A 15,748-nucleotide genomic window follows, 5' to 3' on the forward strand; every position below is an offset into this window, starting at 1 on the left:
CTGGGACGCTTAACAATGTCCATAGATAGAACTCAATAGCTTAGGCGTCCGCACTATACAACTTACTCTTATCGATGCTGTAGACCTCGATGCTTGGAAAGCAGCCCTCCAGGATCGTCATCACGCGCTCGCTCATGTCGCCATAGAGGGCGTAGTTGCTGCTGAAGGCGACGATCCCATGGCGCTTGAGGTCGCCTCTGATCTCGTGGAAGAGGGCGCCCATTTTCACGAACGGCTTGGCATCGGCAGAGCGGGCAATCACGCAGCCGTCGTTGTTGCTGAGCACCACGATGGGCGTGCGCAACAGGTCAGGACGAAAGACACGCTCGCAGCTGGCGTAGAAGCTGTTGCAGTCGACCAGTGCGTACACAGGATCAGCCATGAGTGAGGTGGTTCCGCAGGCTGTGAGTGACGACGCCCCAGATCGTCAGTTCATCGTTTTCCAGGATATAGCGCGGAGAGTAGGCCGGGTTCTCCGAGCGCAGGATGAACTGGCCCTGTTCCTGGGCCAGGCGCTTTACCAAGACATCGCCGTTAAGGCAGGCAACCACCACATGCCCCGGCCTTGCTGTGATAGCGCGGCTGACGATCAGATGGTCACCGTCGAAGATGCCTGCCCCAGTCATGCTGTCACCGCTAACGGACACCACGTAGGTGTGCGGTGTTTGCAAATCCAGCAGCGCATCGAGCGAGAGCTTGTGTTCCATGTGGTCCAGCGCCGGGCTGGGAAAGCCGGCTGGAATGTGTGCGTCGAAGCAGGGTAAGCGTGTGCTACTGGCTTGGAGTGCACCAAGGATCTGGGCGTTGCTCATGGGAAATTGCCGTTAACTGTATTTATGTACAGTATCAGGCAATATTGGAATCCTTCAAGGCGTGTTCGTCTGTGCCCCTAGGCATGTGCGCTAAATGTTTACGGGTGAAAAGTTTACGTTTCGCCTCATCTGGCGATCCGGCCTATGGTCGACACATCACAACCGAAGAGTGTTCACCATGCTGAGTTCAATGAGTGAGTATTTGACCGTGCTGGCCACAAGGCTGGTGATGGTCGGGTTGGCAAAGCTGGCTTATGGTGGCCGTGCAGTCTGATCGATTTGCTCTGGCTTGTGTCGCCAGGGCTCACAGACGGTAGGGTTCGACCTTCCACCACGTGGGTAGCAGGTCCCTAATTTTGGCCTGACCGAAGCGATCATCCAGCAGATACACCACGCCCTGGTCATTGACCGTGCGGATCACCCGGCCAGCCGCCTGTACCACCTTCTGCAGGCCCGGATAGAGATAGGCGTAGTCATAGCCATTCACCTCACCGAACATCTGCTGCATCCGCGCTTTGACTTCTTCATTGACCTCGTTGACCTGGGGCAGGCCCAAGGTGGCAATAAAGGCGCCGATCAGCCGCTTGCCGGGTAGGTCGATACCCTCACCAAATGCTCCGCCGAGCACGGCAAAGCCGATGCCCTCGGAGTGGATCGTAAAGCCATCGAGAAAGGCTTGGCGCTCACTTTCATTCATGCTGCGGGTCTGTACGCTGTTTGGAATGTCCGGATTCAGCGTCATGAACAGCTCGCGTACTTGCTCCAGGTAGGCATAGCTGCTGAAGAAGGCCAGGTAGTTACCGGGGGTGCTGCGGTACTGCTCGGCCATTAGCCTGCAGATCGGCGCGAGGCTGGACTCGCGGTGCTGGTAGCGGGTCGACAGGTTGCGCACCACGCGCACGGCCAACTGATCGGCCGAGAAGGGCGACTCCACATCGATCCACTGGGTTTCCTCGGGCAACCCCAGCAGATCCTGGTAGTACCGGGCCGGGCGCAGCGTCGCGGAGAACAGGGTAGTGGTGTGGGCGTCGCTGAAGCGGCTGGCGAGAAAGGGCGCTGGCACGATGTTTCGTAGACACAGCGTGGTGTGATCACCAATCGCTTGAGTGTTCTGGCGGGTTACATCGAACAGCGAGTGCGGCCCATAGGACTCGCTCAGCCGGCAGAACAGCATGGCGTTGAGGTAGAACTGCAGCAGCAGTCGATCCTGACCGTTGGGGTAATCGGTCAGGTGATCGGTGATGGCGCTGACGGCACGCTGCAGCGCTGCCACCAGCAGGTCCGGCACGACAGGGTGGATCTGATAGTCCACCTGCTGCACCTGGTTGAGCTGCTCCCAGTGTCGACTGACGCGCTGCAGCACGCTGCGCAGGCCTGAGGGTGCGATGCGGCATAGCTCATGAAACTCTTCTTGATCGAGCTCGGCGGTGTACATGCTCCTGGCACGCTCGACCAGGTTGTGCGCTTCGTCGACCAGTACGGCGACGCGCCACTCGTTGACCTGGGCAAGGCCGTAGAGCAGGGCGCTGATGTCGAAGTAGTAGTTGTAGTCGCAGACCACCACATCGACCCAGCGGCACAGCTCCTGGCTCAGGTAGTAAGGGCAGACCTGATGGGCTAGGGCAATGGTGCGCACCTGTTCCTGAGTCAGCCAGCTCTGCCGTAGCGCTGCCTCACGGGCTTCAGGTAAGCGGTTGTAGAAACCCTTGGCCAGCGGACAGGACTCGCCGTGGCAGCTCTTGTCGGGATGCTCACAGGCTTTGTCGCGGGCCACATGCTCCAGCACCCGCAGCGGCGTGGCATCGTTTCCTTCGCGCAGGCTGTGCAGGGCGTCTAGCGCCAGGCGCCGACCGGGCGTCTTGGCCGTGAGAAAAAACAGCCGATCCAACTGCTGGCCCGGCATGGCTTTGAGTTGAGGGAAGAGGGTGCCCAGCGTCTTGCCGATACCTGTTGTGGCCTGAGCCATCAGGGTGTGGCCATCACGGGCACTGCGATACACCGCTTCGGCCAACTGGCGTTGCCCACGGCGAAAATCGGGGTAGGGGAAGCGCAGCGTATCCAGGTAGGCATCGCGTATTTTTCGGTGGGCTTCTTCCTGCTCTGCCCAGACCAGAAAGCGCTGACACTGCTGCTCGAAAAACTGCTGCAGGTCGGCGGCACTCATCACTTCGATGAAGGCATTCTCGGTGTGGGTGAGCACGTTGAAGTAAACGACGGCCAGCTCCACTTCCTGCAGATCCAACTGCTGGCAGAGCAGCCAGCCATAGACCTTCACCTGCGCCCAGTGCAGGGCTCGGTGGTTAGCCGGGATGCGGCTGATATCGCCCCGGTGGGTTTTTATTTCTTCGAGACGATTGCGCTCCGGGTCATAGCCATCAGCGCGACCACTGACGATGAGTCCGGGGTAGCTTCCGCTGAGTGGCAGTTCGGCAAGGTAGTCAGAACCACGCCGGCCCACCACGGTCTGGTGACCGGCGATGCCTTCCTGAGCGGTGGGTGAGGGCGTGAAACGCAGGTCAAGATCACCCTCCTTGGCTGTGAACTCGCAGAGGGCACGCACCGCTACGGTGTAGGTCATGCCACGTCCCAGCTCACGTAACAGACCTCGACCGGAATGCCCTGCTCGGCGGCAAACGCCAGCCAACGCTTCTGGTTGTCCTGCAGGCGGTCGCCTGGGCCTTTTACTTCAATCATCCGATAGCGCTGTTCCTGCGGATAAAACTGGATCAGATCCGGCATGCCGACGCGGTTGGCTTTCAGGTCACGCAACAGGCGGGTAAAGCAGGCATGCAGATGGGCGGCAGGAATGCACTGCAGAGCCAAGTCCAGCAGCACTTCATCAAGCACGCCCCAGAACACGAAGGGCGACTGCAGGCCGAGCTTCTCCTGATAGCGGGCCTTGATCAATTGCACGTAGCCGGGTTGCTCTAGCTGCTGCAGGCAGCGCTCGAAAAGAGGTTGGCGACGCGCATAAAAGTCCGGGCTGTGCAGGTCCACCGGGCCGCTGTGGAACGGGTGAAAAAACGCCCCCGGCAGCGGCGCGAAGATCGCCTCCCAGCACAGCAAGCCGAACAGGCTGCAAATAAGGGTGTTTTCCACGTAATGCACCGGAGCATCATTCTGCTGCAGATGATCACGTACGGCGATTTCCACACAGCCATGTGCCGGCATCGGCAACACCAGGTCGATACGGCTTTCGCCCACTGCCTTGGCGCGCTTCATCGTCGGTAGGCCGAGCTTACGCCGCAGGCGGGTGAGGGCCCGCTCCAGGCGCTGACTTTCTTCATCACTGCCCGGGTCCTGGCTAAAGGCCAGCGCCTGATCATGGGCCTCGGTATCCCGTCCCAGCTGTTCCAGTACGCGAATCTGCCGCCAGCGGGCTTCGCCATGGGCGCTGTGCTGATAGAGCGCCAGGGCCTGTTCCAACTCACCGCTCTTCTCCAGTTGCTGAGCGATCTGAAACAGCAGGCGCGACTGGCGATTGCACAGGTAGGGGTTGTCTGAGCTGAACGCCAGCAATGGCGGAACTATGTCCGCCAGGTCTGCGCCTTGCTCAACGCTGACGCGTAACTGGCGCAGGTGAAGGTAATCCTCAAGGTCCTGACGACACTGAAAGCCCCGAGACTCCGGGCCTATGTCCACCGATTCGTAGCGGTAGATGCCCAGATCCGCCAGCACGAACTCGGACCAGTCCTGGGCCAGATTGCCAAAGAACATCAGGCGCAAGCGATCACATAACTCGCCCACCATCAAGCTCAGCAACTGATCATCCAGCCCAGGACACCAGTCCCTGAAAGTCTGGGCGGGTAGCTCCGTGCTGCGCAGTTGTTCGAGCAGCTCGGCCTTCTTCTGCGTGGCGCGGCGGTCGGTGAGCGGCAGGTGAGTCAGCACCTCGTCCTTGCGCAGCAGCTCGGCAACCTCATCCACGGTCAGCGCCGCTTGTTCGGTGATCCAGCCCTGTTCAAGCAGTGGGCCGGCTGCCGCCAGGCAGTCGCCTATTTCCGGGTAGACGAGCTTGCTCAGGCGAAAATGACAGCCCTTGCGCATGACCATACGTACCAGCAAAGCCTGGGATGGCCAGGCCAGGCTGTGGAAGGTGTCGAGAAAGGCGCGCTCTTCATCCGACAGCAAGTCGGCATAGCGCTCACCTACCCAGGCGAGTGCGGTGCGGAAATTGCTGAGGTAGTAGAGCTCGGGCGGTAGTGGGACGGACATGGTAGTGACTACTGTATTCTTGTACAGGATTGTCCGCTTTGACGCCCGGGCGATCAACTATCAGAGGTTCTGCCTATTCCCCACGCAATGGGAAGAGAGCAGCTGCGTTCTTGACATGCCTACAATGCCAGCGCGGCTCACCTCCGGCTGCCATGCCATCTGATTGAGCACGGCTGAACCCAGGGATGAGCATGGCTAACTGCCGACTATCTTCATGATAACGCTCCGTCCAATTTCATGATCCGGATCCGTCTAAATTCAGGGTGTGAGGCCATTCTTGCTGAAAGCCGGCGCTCTGCATTACTGAAACTTTGCTTCGAGAGGGTTGGCAGCTTGTTGGGCAAGTCGGCTAGCCCCAGAAGTTGTTGCAGATCCGCTGCACGGCGGCGTTGGCCGCTCGACGATCAAATAGCTCTGCATCGAAGCTGCCGCCTGCCCATTCAAGTGCACTGCGGCCTTCGTCACTGTCAGCCTGTTGGGTAATCTGCAGGAAGTGCTTATAGCCCGGAACTCCCCCCACATCTTCAGGTGGGCAGGCGCGGGAGCCGTCTAGCACTTCGCACCAGGTTCCGCTGAAATCACAGGGCTCGCTGGCTTCCACTGCGATCACATGCTGCCAGCTATCACCGAAGTCGTAGAGGTAGCGCAGTCGGTCTGTGTTCTTCAGGACTCGCTTCAGTTTGACCTTGCGATCGTCCAGGGCGTCTTCGAAAATGTCTGCAAAATCAGCGTCCAGCGGCATGTAGCGATTAAGCCCGTCACTGAACTCATGTAGATGGACGCTGCTCCAGCCAAACGCAGCTTGGATGAAATGATGCAGCTTGCGTAGCGTGCAGTCGCCGGTCACCTGTATCCGCCGCCAGATCGGAGGATTGAAATGCAGCGGCTCCAGCTGGATATGCAGGGTGTACAATTGAGGCTGAGTAGCCATGGGAACTCCGCGTTCAGTGGTATAGCCAGGGATGCAGTTCATCGAGGTTGGCGACGACGATCTGCTGTGCGGTGGCTTTGGCATGTACCTTGGTCGGGTCAATCTGATAGCGCTGCAGCACGTATTGTACCAGCGCACCACGCGTATCGATCACCAGCCTGCCATGCTGCATGCCGTAGTCGGTCTCGATGATGGCTTGCTGTTCGGGCTTGAGGCGTGAGTCCGGTGCGATGATGACCTGCACTTGGCTGTTCCAGCCCGGATCTTGCTCGCGGGTGTTTTCGGTTTCGTCATCCATCAACTCGGGCTTGCCACGAAAGCGGCTAAGCACGAAGTCGCGGTAGTCGCGGTTTTTCTCGCAATAGGCGCGCACGTGCCAGCGCATGCCGGTGAAGATCAGCGTATGGGGCGCGATCAGGCGGGTTTCGCCATCCGGCGTAGTGAAGGACACATACTCGCACTCCAGCCGCAGCCCATCGCGGCAGGCCTTGAGCAGTGGGCGCAGTACCTCCGGGCGTACTGAGCGATCCGGCACATCCAGTACCTCAGTGTGCGCATAGGCCAGAGCCAGTCCCTCGACATACGGTGCACGATCGTGACTCTGGTTGAGCAGGTGCAGGTAGGCGCTGGCGCTGTCATCGATAAACAGCGGTTTGAAGTGCCGGCTCGGCACATACCCCTTCAAATGCTTGTCGTATTCCAGGTTCTTTGGCGCGTAGTCGGTGATGTAGGAGTTGATGTCCTTCGATGCTTGCTGACGGCTGATGCCGAAGCTCTGCATCAGATGGCCAGTGGTCAAGCGGCCCTCCTACCAGGTGATGGTCTCGATCAGGCGGTAGCGCAGCGCCAGATCCCAGCGCACGGATTCGACTTCCTGTTTGCGTTTCATGCGGGCCTCACTTGCTCGAAAACTTTACCTGTACGAACGCACACTCTGGATGCGTCAAGCCACGCTACATATCTTGATCCTGACAAACAAGTCGGCCAACCCAGGCCGGCACAGGAAGTGAAATCAAGGAGTAGTGAAATGGCATTGATCAACTGCAGCGAGTGCGATCGCATGGCCAGCGACCAGGCGGCTGCCTGCCCGCATTGTGGTGCGCCTATCGCCAAGCAGGCAGCCACCGTTCAAATGCAGCCAGTCCCCGCAATTAGCCGCAGTGTTGGCTTCTGGCTGGGCGTGGGGATCTTTCTGTTTCCGGTCGTTTTTGTTTGGTTCTTGCTGCGCCAAGGGCACAGCACTACCAGCCGGGTGATCGGCTTTGCTTGGCTCGCGCTGATGGTCGTTGCGATGGCTTCAGGGGAGCGTCCGTCCGGCAAGGCTGCTGCGCCCACGACTAGCCAGAGTCAGCCTGCAGAGGTGGCAGCCGCGGTTGTGCCCGTGTTTGAAGTAAACACTCAGCAACTGGCTCAGGCGTATGACCGCAATACGGTCGCAGCCGATCAGCAGTTCAAAGGTAAGCGCTTCAAGGTCACTGGCGTGGTGGAGTCGATCAATACCGATTTGTTCGGTAATCCTTACGTCACCCTGCGTGGCGGGGTAAACCAGTTCATGGAGCCGCAATTCCAGCTCGATGACGCCCATGCCAACTACGCCGCAGGCCTGCAGAGTGGTATGCGCATCAGCCTGATTTGCACAGGTAGCGGCGATGTGGCCAAGACACCAATGTCCAAAGGCTGCGTACCGGCAAATTGACCTGGATACCAGAGAGCGCCGAGCATGGCTTTACCCAGCACGGATGAATAAAAAGGGAAGCACCATGACCTGGAGTATCGATAAGGCCTCAGCCTACGGAGGCATTCTTTTGACCCGCACCGGTCAGATCCTACTGCGCGAGCCGGCCAACCACTTCGCTGGCTATGTTTGGACCTTTGCTAAAGGCACGCCAGAGCCAGGGGATACACCGGAGATTACGGCACTGCGAGAGGTCAGAGAGGAGACTGGCTATGAGGTAGAGATCGTTGATGTCTTGCCAGGGCTATTCAACGGCAGCTTGAGTACCAATGCCTATTTTGTCATGCGTCATATCGGCCCACAGGGCAAATTCGACCGGGAAACCCAGGCTACCCGCTGGGCTGATTTTGACCAGGCGGAAGCGCTGATTGGGCAGACGAACTACCCCACTGGACGGTTGCGGGATCTGGCTGTGCTTGCCGCTGCGCGCCACTGGTTTGAGGAAAATACGACTGTCGTACTTCCCGATGGCGAGCGAGACGCTGGGCAGCCAGCCTGCGCCGCGGACTGGAACATTCGCCCGCTGCCTGAGCGGCATAGCGTGTTGAGACTGGATTTCAAACTGGATGCCGATGAGGCTGCGGCGATACGCAAGGGTTTCATTCCGCAAGTGATGGAGGAGAAATGGTTTTCCTACTACGCAAATGACGCCTTGTTTTTTTTAGCGCTATTTAATTGGCGGAAGTCGCGTGTGCACAATTACTTTCGGTCTGGAGAATATTGATCTGAATCAACCTCTCTTTACTTATCCTGATTACCCATGATCTTCAGCCAGCTTCAGCAAGCGGTATGGCATAGGCGGCGTGATCGCCGCAGCAGCCCCAAGCTTGGCGAGCATGCCGCTAAGGTCAAAGCGATTGTTGAAGCGGAAGCAGTATTCAGCGAGATGGCGGGGAATGTGCCTCTGGCCAAGCTTATGGCAGCTCCCGTGAAGCGAGTTTTTGATGTTGCCGAGCATCGTGTTCACCCAGCGAAAGGCGGCGTGATCCAGCAACTCCAAACGCCCGCCCATGGTGAAGCCCAGATGGTTGCAAGTGGCGCGCTCAACCGCTCGAAAGCATTTGAGGCCGTCAGAGATGACCAGACTTCCCGGCCCCAGGTGGCGCTTAGCCCAAGCACCTATCTCTTTGGTTTTGAAACCAGAAACGACCGTCATGCGCATGGCTATCGGGTGTCCAACTTCGTTCAGAGCAACTGCCGCTACAAAAGGTGTCTTGCCTGCCGCCCCTCGTCCTCGTTTGCCACCGCGTCGTTCGCCGCCCCAGTAGGCGTCGTCGAGCTGAATAATGCCGTGCAGAGGATGCCGATCATCCGCTTCTTTCATCGCCTGCAACAGTTTGTGCTTCACCATCCAGGCCGTGTTGTAGTTGACGCCAAGCTGGCGATGCAGCTCCATGGCCGACAGACCGGTCTTGGAGACCGTCAGCAGATGAAGCGCCAGGAACCAGGTGGTCAGCGGCAGCTTGGTGCAGGCGAAAATGCTGCCACTGATGAGCGAGCTCTGGCTGCGGCAACGGTTGCACTGAAGGATGCGGGGACGATGGTGGAGGCGGCAAAAGGTCGTATTGGCGCAGTTTTTACAGACGAAGCCTTGGGGATAACGCCACTGGAAGAGCGCCTTCTCACACTGCTCCTCCGTGCCGTACTTCGCCATAAAAGCGTTTATGCTCAATCCCTTCTGACACTGAACCTTGTTCTTGGCCATGGCTGCACCCTCTGCTTGATGGCTGTATACGCATACAGTATAGGCATGGCTGCACAACATGGGTAATCAGGTTACTTATAGCTTTTCGCTGTCAATAGGCTTGTTTTTGATTTACAGAATGATTAGCATGTTGGCAAGACGCCATTAGGGAAGGTCTGAAAAAGCCCCCGCTCGAAAAATGTATCCCAGCAACCATGCGGGTTACAGAGCGGTGATTTCGCGAAACATGGGCTTTTTCAGAGCTTCCTTAGAATGGTTCGATCTTCTACCGAAGGAAGAGTTCATGCTTAAGAAGTCCCTGCTAGCTTTATCTGTTGTTGCCCTCGCAAGTGGTTGCTCTGTTACTCCCAACGTGATTACTCCGCAAAGCCTTGAAACGACAGCGCTTTCGGATATCGAACGCTTGGCGCAGGAGCAGGCTGTTGAGGCAGCGATCTCTCTGGATGAGGCGATCGCCCGCGCCGTTCTCAACAATCGTGATAAGAAATTGAAGTCCCTGGAAGCGGCTCTGGCCCAAGGGCAAATCGATCTTGTTCGCCATGAGATGTTGCCTGAGCTGACGGCATCGGCGGGTTACTCGAAGCGCAGCGAATACGCAGCGTCTGCCAGCGTCAACTTTACTGACGGCGAGCCGGATGCGCTGGGCCCGAACCCGGCTTACTCCGTTTCACAGGGTCGTGAGCGTGATACTCAGGATGTTGCCTTCTCCTGGAATGTCCTCGACTTTGGTCTGTCCTATGTTCGTGCTCAGCAGCATGCGGATCGTTATCTGATTACCAGGGAGCGTGAGCGAAAGGTTGTTCACAACATTACCCAGGACGTGCGCGCTGCCTACTGGCGAGCAGTCTCGGCAGAGCGCCTGCTGAGCAAGATCAATCCCCTGATCGACCAAGCCAGTGATGCACTGGCGAACTCTCGCCAGGTAGAAACTCAAGGATTGCGCTCACCGCTGGATGCGCTGTATTACCAGCGTGAGTTGCTGGATATTCTCCGCGCGCTGCAGGCCCTGCGTCAGGACCTTATGGGGGCCAAGACCGAGTTGTCGGCCCTCATGGGTTTGAAGCCGGGCACGCAGTTCTCGCTGGTTGACGCGTCGAATCCGGCTTTTGTAGTGCCGGAGCTGAGCGTGGGCCTGGCCGAGATGGAAGAGCAGGCGCTGCAGCAGCGCCCTGAACTGGTCGAAACTCACTACCAGAAACGCATTTCTGCTGCAGAGACAAAGGCAGCAATGCTGAGCCTGCTCCCGGGCATTCAGTTGACCGCCGGCTCCTACCAGGATAGTAACGAATATCTGCTGAACCAGGATTGGACCAGTGTCGGCGCGCAGATCAGCTGGAACATGCTGGACGTGTTCAAGATTGGCGCTGAGCGTCGGATGGCAGAGACCCGCGAGGCGCTGACCGAAGAGCAGCGTTTGGCTACCTCCATGGCGGTTCTCACTCAGGTGCATCTCTCTCGCATCCGCTATGAGCAGGCGCGCAAAAGCTTCGACCTGGCCACTCAGTATCTCGGTGTTGCCGAGCGCATTGGCGAGCAGACCCGCAATGCTGCGGAGCACAAGCGCATGTCGCAGCTCGATCTGATTCGTGAGTCGCTTAACACTGTCCTGGCCGAGCTGCGCCGTGATGTTGCGTATGCCGATCTGCAGAACAGCTACGGTCGTGTCTTTGTGACCATCGGCATGGATCTGCTCCCGCAGGATTATCAGACTCTGAATGTTGAGGCGTTGGGCCAGGAGATCGGACAGCGCTTTGATCAGTGGCAGCATTCAGCTCAAAGTGCACAGTCTGCGGAGGCCGTTGTGCCAGTTGAGTCTGATCAAGTCGTCGCCAGCGACAAGACCAGCTGATGCGTCAGCAATTCAATCTGGGGCTGTCGCTGGCCCTGCTGGCAAGCGCGGCTTCGGCTCAGGCCGAGTACCAGGCGCGAGCAGTGATCAAGTCACTGGATCGCGCCGTACTCTCGGGCGAGCTGGCTGCGCGCGTCCAGCGCATTCCTTACCTTCCCGGTGAGGCCTTTGAAAGGGGAGCAGTTCTGGTTGATCTGGACTGTTCCCTGTATGACGCCCAGGCCGAGAAGGTGGCTGCTGAAGTTCAGGCAGCGCGAATCAAAAGCGAAAATGCTCGTGAGCTTGATGCCTTGAACTCAATCGGTGGGCTGGATGTCGCTCTGGCGCAGTCAGAATATGCCCAGGCTCTGGCTGAGCTGAAAATTGCCCGTCTCAACACCGACCGCTGTGTAATCAAGGCACCCTGGCGAGGCCGCGTTGTCGGTCTGCGGGTCAACGCCCACGAGAATATTCGCCAGCAACAGGAATTGATTGAGGTTGTGGGTGACCAGAACCTCGAGGCGGAAGTGGTTGTGCCCGCAGCCTGGCTGAACTGGCTGTCCGTGGGCCAGCCAATCAGATTGCTGGTGGACAACCTTGCCGAACCCGAATCTGCCGAGGTTAGGGCGATTATTCCCGCAATTGATGCTGTCAGCCAGACAGTCCTGCTGAGAGCCAAATTGCCACAAAACACGCAACTTATACCCGGTATGAGCGCGACTGCCGTATTCAGCGAGCCCGCGCCCGCCGAAGAACAAGTCAGCCCCTGAAACAGACCATCTGGCCTGTGCCCTAAAGGGATAGAGGACATGAAAAAACACACCCCCGCTAACGCAGTTCGCTTTCGCCGCAAGCCCCTGATCAGTGCGCTGGAGCCGCGCATTCTGCTTGATGGTGCTGCGGTTGCTACCGCTGTAGAAATGACCACGGACGTGGCTTTTCAGGAGGCCGCAACGCATACCGCTTCGGCCGAACAGAGTATGCATTTTGCTGCGCCGGCGCCCACGGCAAGTGAGCCTGGTAATCGCCGCGAAGTCGCTTTTGTCGATACCTCGGTAGACAACTATCAGGACTTGGTCGATGGGCTGGATGACGGTGTTGAAGTCATTCTGATAGACAGCAGCGAGAACGGCCTGGAACAAATGGTCGCCGCGCTGCAGGGGCAGTCGGGTATTGATGCCATCCACCTGTTCTCTCACGGTGATGTGGGTGAGCTGAAACTCGGCACACTGACGCTTAATGGTGAGAATCTGGATGCCAATGCGCAGCTGCTCGCCGCGCTGGGTGAAACGCTGACCGAGTCGGGTGACCTGATGCTCTATGGTTGCTACGTCGGCTCTGACAGTGAAGGGCAGGGGTTTCTGGATGCTGTAGCGCAACTCACCAGCGCTGATGTTGCTGCGTCCGAAGACCTGACCGGTGCCCAGGCACTCGGCGGGGATTGGGAGCTGGAGGTCACCAGTGGTTCGGTCGAGACCACTGCATTGGTTGCGGCTGGGTACGATGGCACGCTGGCGCCGTTGGTAATCTCCAACCTTGACGACCTCCAGTACAGCGAAGGTGACGGGGCTGTGCGGATTGACGGCGATGTGACCATCGGTGGCGGCACTGATTACACCGGTGGTTATATCGACTTTGAAATTGGTGGTGCAACGTCCTCAGAGTCGCTGGGCTTCATCAGTGACAGCACACCCTCAACCGTGAACGGTGAAGTGTCCATCGTTGGCAGTACGGTTTATCGTGGTAACGGGTCTGTCGCGATTGTGATTGGTAGCGTTGACCTGGTCAAAAACGGCGAAAATGGCCAGCCGCTGAGAATCAACTTCTCCAACGCCTTTGAAAACGGCGACTTCCAGGATGGCACCAACGGTTCGACGGTTATCTCAGGCTGGACATCGGTCATGCAACGTCTGCGCATGGGGGTTGACCAGATCGCGGGGCAGCTTACACCTGTTGACCCAACCTACCCGGCTAGCAACGGTTCCGTGGGTGACAACACCACCGGTGGCAATTTTGTTCAAAGCGCCAAATTGTCCAATTATGCTGGCTCTGATGCGAGTGACTTGGCAATCGAGTTGGATACCGGGGCAGCCAGCTTTAATCAGTCCTATGGAGTTATTCGCGGCCCAGCCGTCTACAGTGACGGGGCTGTTGCACTTCAAGCTGGCGACAAGGTGTCCTTTGATTGGAAGGCACTTAGTGGTGGTGACGCCTATGATGCGTTTGGCTACATTATCGACGTCAATACCGGCGAAACCATTACCATTCTTGATCGCACTGGTACTAGCTCAAATCAAGAAACCAATTGGGCTCGTGAAGAGATCACTATCGGCGCGGGCCAAGAGGGGGTATACCGCTTTGTATTTGTAGCCGGCTCCTACGATTTCACCGGCGGCAACTACGTCGGCGGCAAGCTGATGATCGACGACGTCAAGGTCACCCAGGCCAACCCGCCGGGCCCGGTTGGTGACTCTGTACTGACCTCGCTTGCCCAGCGCATAACCTACGAAAATACCGCGGTCGACTACAACACACTGACCCGCACCGTTACCGTCTCGGTAATGGACAAGGCTGGCAATACCGGCTCCGATACCAGTCAGGTCACTATCGCTGAACGCAACAACGCTCCCTCGTTCAGTGGCAATGCGACACTCGGCGCTGTCAATGAAGACACCACGGCTCCTGCAGGTAGCAGTATCGGTACCCTGTTCGGCTCGCTGTTCTCGGATGTCGATGCGTCCTTTGATCCGAAGGATTCACTGGCAGGCATCATCATCACCGGCGACGCCAGCGACTCCTCGCAGGGCGAGTGGCAATATTCCACTGATGGCACCAACTGGCTAGCGGTTGGTACTGTCTCGGCCGATGCGGGGCTGCTGCTGTCTTCTACTGCGAGCCTGCGGTTCGTTCCTGCGGCGGATTACAATGGCGCGCCCGGCAGCCTCAGTGTTCATGCTGTTGACAGCTCTGATCCCGGTATTACCTTCACCAGCGGTGCGACCAGACAAGCCTTTGATACGACCGCTGTTGGAAGCACCGGCGGCACAGCAGCGGTCTCGGCTGTAGCGGTTAGTCTTGGAACATCCATTACCGCAGTTAATGATATCCCGGTAATTGATAACAGCACCGGGACTGTAACCGGCGCGTCGGAGGATACTGCCAGGACCATTACCTACGCAGAACTGCAAGCCTTGGCCAACGCCTCCGACAAAGAGGATGCCTCGGTATCGTTCCGTATCGAATCCATTCTCAGTGGCACCTTGCGCCGCGACTCTGGCGGGGTGCTGAGTGATGTCGTTGCCGGCACCACACTGCTGGCACCAGGCGAGAGCCTGATTTGGCTGCCGGACAGTAATGCCAACGGCGTACTCTCGGCTTTCACGGTGAAAGCCGTTGACAGTCAGAACGGGGTGTCTGCTGCCAGCTTGCAGGTCAATGTGCAGGTCGCGGCTGTCAATGATCCGGTCTCCATTACCGGCAAGTCATCCGTCACACTTAACGAAGACTCTTCGATTCTCATCAACGGGTTCGCCCTGACGGATGTTGAAGGGGACAACGTCACAGTTCGTATCAGTTCAAACCATGGCAACCTGACTCTGGATAATCCAGGTTCGGTTTCTGTTTCCCAGTCCGGTGGCCACACTCTGGTGTTCTCGGGTGCCATTGGCGATGTTCAGGCCGCTCTCAACTCGCTTCGTTACGCAGGTGACGCCGATTACTTTGGCAGCGACCAGCTGACTATCGAAGCGAGTGACGACAGCGGCAGCAGCTGGCAACCCTATCGGGTGGATGAGCAGGGCTTGTTCTACAACCCTGCGAATGGGCATTACTACGAGTACGTCAGTGCGCCCGGTATGACCTGGGCGGACGCTAAGGCAGCCGCCGAGAGCCGCGAGTTGTTTGGCTTGAAGGGGTATCTGGCGACCGTAACCTCCGCTGAGGAAAATGCCTTCATCACTCCGAAGCTGGGTGGCGATGGCTGGATGGGCGCCAGCGACGCTGCTATTGAAGGGCAATGGCGCTGGGTAACCGGGCCAGAGGCGGGCACGCTGTTCTGGACTGGTACGGGTAGCGGTAGTTCGGTTGACGGGAACTATGAAAACTGGGGTGATGGTGAACCGAACAATGCTGGCGAAGAAGACTACGCGCACTTCATCTCCAGCAATGGGAAATGGAATGATTATGCGTTCAACAACGGTGCTATTAGCGGCTACATCGTCGAGTACGGCGGAGCTGGATTTGGCAATTTGGAAGCAGCTTCCCTCGACATCACCATTAACGCAGTAAACGATACTCCAGTCATTACAGGCGTCGATACCGATGGCGCCATTAACGATAGCGGTACTCTGACAGATACGGGTTCCATCACCTTTGCTGACGCAGATCCTTCTGATCGGCCTGCGGCGACAGAAACGACCAAGTCGGTTACCGCCAAGCGGGCTGATGGCACCACCAATCTGCCGCTGACCACCGAGCAGCTGGCAGCTATCGAGAATGCCTTCAGCATCAGCGCGGCGGCGGG

At 58.0% G+C, this 15,748-nt stretch carries 12 protein-coding genes; 5 read left to right on the forward strand and 7 right to left on the reverse strand.

Annotation, left to right across the window (positions count from 1 at the left end; translation table 11 throughout):
* Window positions 1-40: 40 nt before the first annotated feature.
* From OKB81_RS02350 to OKB81_RS02375, 6 genes are all read right to left on the reverse strand, one after another.
* On the reverse strand, window positions 41-382 hold the full coding sequence (locus tag OKB81_RS02350) for a Y-family DNA polymerase (RefSeq protein WP_442865981.1): 342 nt from the start codon (window positions 380-382) through the stop codon (window positions 41-43).
* Entirely contained in the window at window positions 375-812 is a 438-nt protein-coding gene (locus tag OKB81_RS02355; protein WP_023127666.1) for a LexA family protein, read from the reverse strand. Before OKB81_RS02355 ends, OKB81_RS02350 begins: the two co-directional genes overlap by 8 nt.
* A gap of 304 nt (window positions 813-1,116) precedes the next feature.
* Window positions 1,117-3,390, reverse strand: a complete 2,274-nt coding sequence (locus OKB81_RS02360) for an ATP-dependent DNA helicase (protein WP_270670455.1) — start codon at window positions 3,388-3,390, stop codon at window positions 1,117-1,119.
* Window positions 3,387-5,027 (reverse strand): VRR-NUC domain-containing protein, encoded by a 1,641-nt coding sequence (locus tag OKB81_RS02365; protein WP_201035462.1) that lies wholly within the window; start codon window positions 5,025-5,027, stop codon window positions 3,387-3,389. The genes OKB81_RS02360 and OKB81_RS02365 overlap by 4 nt, the downstream gene beginning before the upstream one ends.
* A gap of 349 nt (window positions 5,028-5,376) precedes the next feature.
* Entirely contained in the window at window positions 5,377-5,958 is a 582-nt protein-coding gene (locus tag OKB81_RS02370; protein WP_201035463.1) for a plasmid pRiA4b ORF-3 family protein, read from the reverse strand.
* A gap of 13 nt (window positions 5,959-5,971) precedes the next feature.
* Window positions 5,972-6,757, reverse strand: a complete 786-nt coding sequence (locus OKB81_RS02375; protein ID WP_201035464.1) for a WYL domain-containing protein — start codon at window positions 6,755-6,757, stop codon at window positions 5,972-5,974.
* Window positions 6,758-6,985: 228 nt separating this feature from the next.
* Here OKB81_RS02375 and OKB81_RS02380 point away from each other — a divergent pair, with 228 nt between their 5' ends.
* On the forward strand, window positions 6,986-7,654 hold the full coding sequence (locus OKB81_RS02380; protein WP_201035465.1) for an OB-fold protein: 669 nt from the start codon (window positions 6,986-6,988) through the stop codon (window positions 7,652-7,654).
* A gap of 64 nt (window positions 7,655-7,718) precedes the next feature.
* Window positions 7,719-8,417, forward strand: a complete 699-nt coding sequence (locus tag OKB81_RS02385) for an NUDIX hydrolase (RefSeq protein WP_201035466.1) — start codon at window positions 7,719-7,721, stop codon at window positions 8,415-8,417.
* A 30-nt stretch (window positions 8,418-8,447) separates the two neighbouring features.
* Here the strand turns inward: OKB81_RS02385 and OKB81_RS02390 are convergent, their stop codons facing one another.
* Window positions 8,448-9,398: an IS1595 family transposase gene (locus OKB81_RS02390; protein WP_063941751.1), complete on the reverse strand. Its 951-nt coding sequence runs from the start codon at window positions 9,396-9,398 to the stop codon at window positions 8,448-8,450.
* Between the two features lie 283 nt (window positions 9,399-9,681).
* On the opposite strand from OKB81_RS02390, the gene OKB81_RS02395 reads away from it, so the two are divergent.
* From OKB81_RS02395 to OKB81_RS02405, 3 genes are all read left to right on the forward strand, one after another.
* Window positions 9,682-11,247, forward strand: coding sequence for a TolC family protein (locus OKB81_RS02395; RefSeq protein ID WP_201035467.1), 1,566 nt, complete (start codon window positions 9,682-9,684; stop codon window positions 11,245-11,247).
* A complete protein-coding gene (locus tag OKB81_RS02400) occupies window positions 11,247-11,996 on the forward strand; it encodes an efflux RND transporter periplasmic adaptor subunit (RefSeq protein ID WP_201035468.1) in 750 nt (249 codons plus the stop codon). The genes OKB81_RS02395 and OKB81_RS02400 overlap by 1 nt, the downstream gene beginning before the upstream one ends.
* A gap of 39 nt (window positions 11,997-12,035) precedes the next feature.
* A partial coding sequence (locus OKB81_RS02405) for a DUF4347 domain-containing protein (RefSeq protein WP_270805117.1) occupies window positions 12,036-15,748 on the forward strand: 3,713 nt, incomplete at its 3' end.

It is taken from the genome of Aeromonas sp. QDB56 (genome assembly GCF_027705505.1).
GTDB classification, from domain to species: Bacteria; Pseudomonadota; Gammaproteobacteria; order Enterobacterales; family Aeromonadaceae; genus Aeromonas; species Aeromonas caviae.

Coding starts and splice junctions, on each gene's coding strand:
- OKB81_RS02350 (WP_442865981.1), bottom strand. CDS start 382: ATGGCTGATCCTGTGTACGCACTGGTCGACTGCAACAGCTTCTACGCC.
- OKB81_RS02355 (WP_023127666.1), bottom strand. CDS start 812: ATGAGCAACGCCCAGATCCTTGGTGCACTCCAAGCCAGTAGCACACGC.
- OKB81_RS02360 (WP_270670455.1), bottom strand. CDS start 3,390: ATGACCTACACCGTAGCGGTGCGTGCCCTCTGCGAGTTCACAGCCAAG.
- OKB81_RS02365 (WP_201035462.1), bottom strand. CDS start 5,027: ATGTCCGTCCCACTACCGCCCGAGCTCTACTACCTCAGCAATTTCCGC.
- OKB81_RS02370 (WP_201035463.1), bottom strand. CDS start 5,958: ATGGCTACTCAGCCTCAATTGTACACCCTGCATATCCAGCTGGAGCCG.
- OKB81_RS02380 (WP_201035465.1), top strand. CDS start 6,986: ATGGCATTGATCAACTGCAGCGAGTGCGATCGCATGGCCAGCGACCAG.
- OKB81_RS02385 (WP_201035466.1), top strand. CDS start 7,719: ATGACCTGGAGTATCGATAAGGCCTCAGCCTACGGAGGCATTCTTTTG.
- OKB81_RS02390 (WP_063941751.1), bottom strand. CDS start 9,398: ATGGCCAAGAACAAGGTTCAGTGTCAGAAGGGATTGAGCATAAACGCT.
- OKB81_RS02395 (WP_201035467.1), top strand. CDS start 9,682: ATGCTTAAGAAGTCCCTGCTAGCTTTATCTGTTGTTGCCCTCGCAAGT.
- OKB81_RS02400 (WP_201035468.1), top strand. CDS start 11,247: ATGCGTCAGCAATTCAATCTGGGGCTGTCGCTGGCCCTGCTGGCAAGC.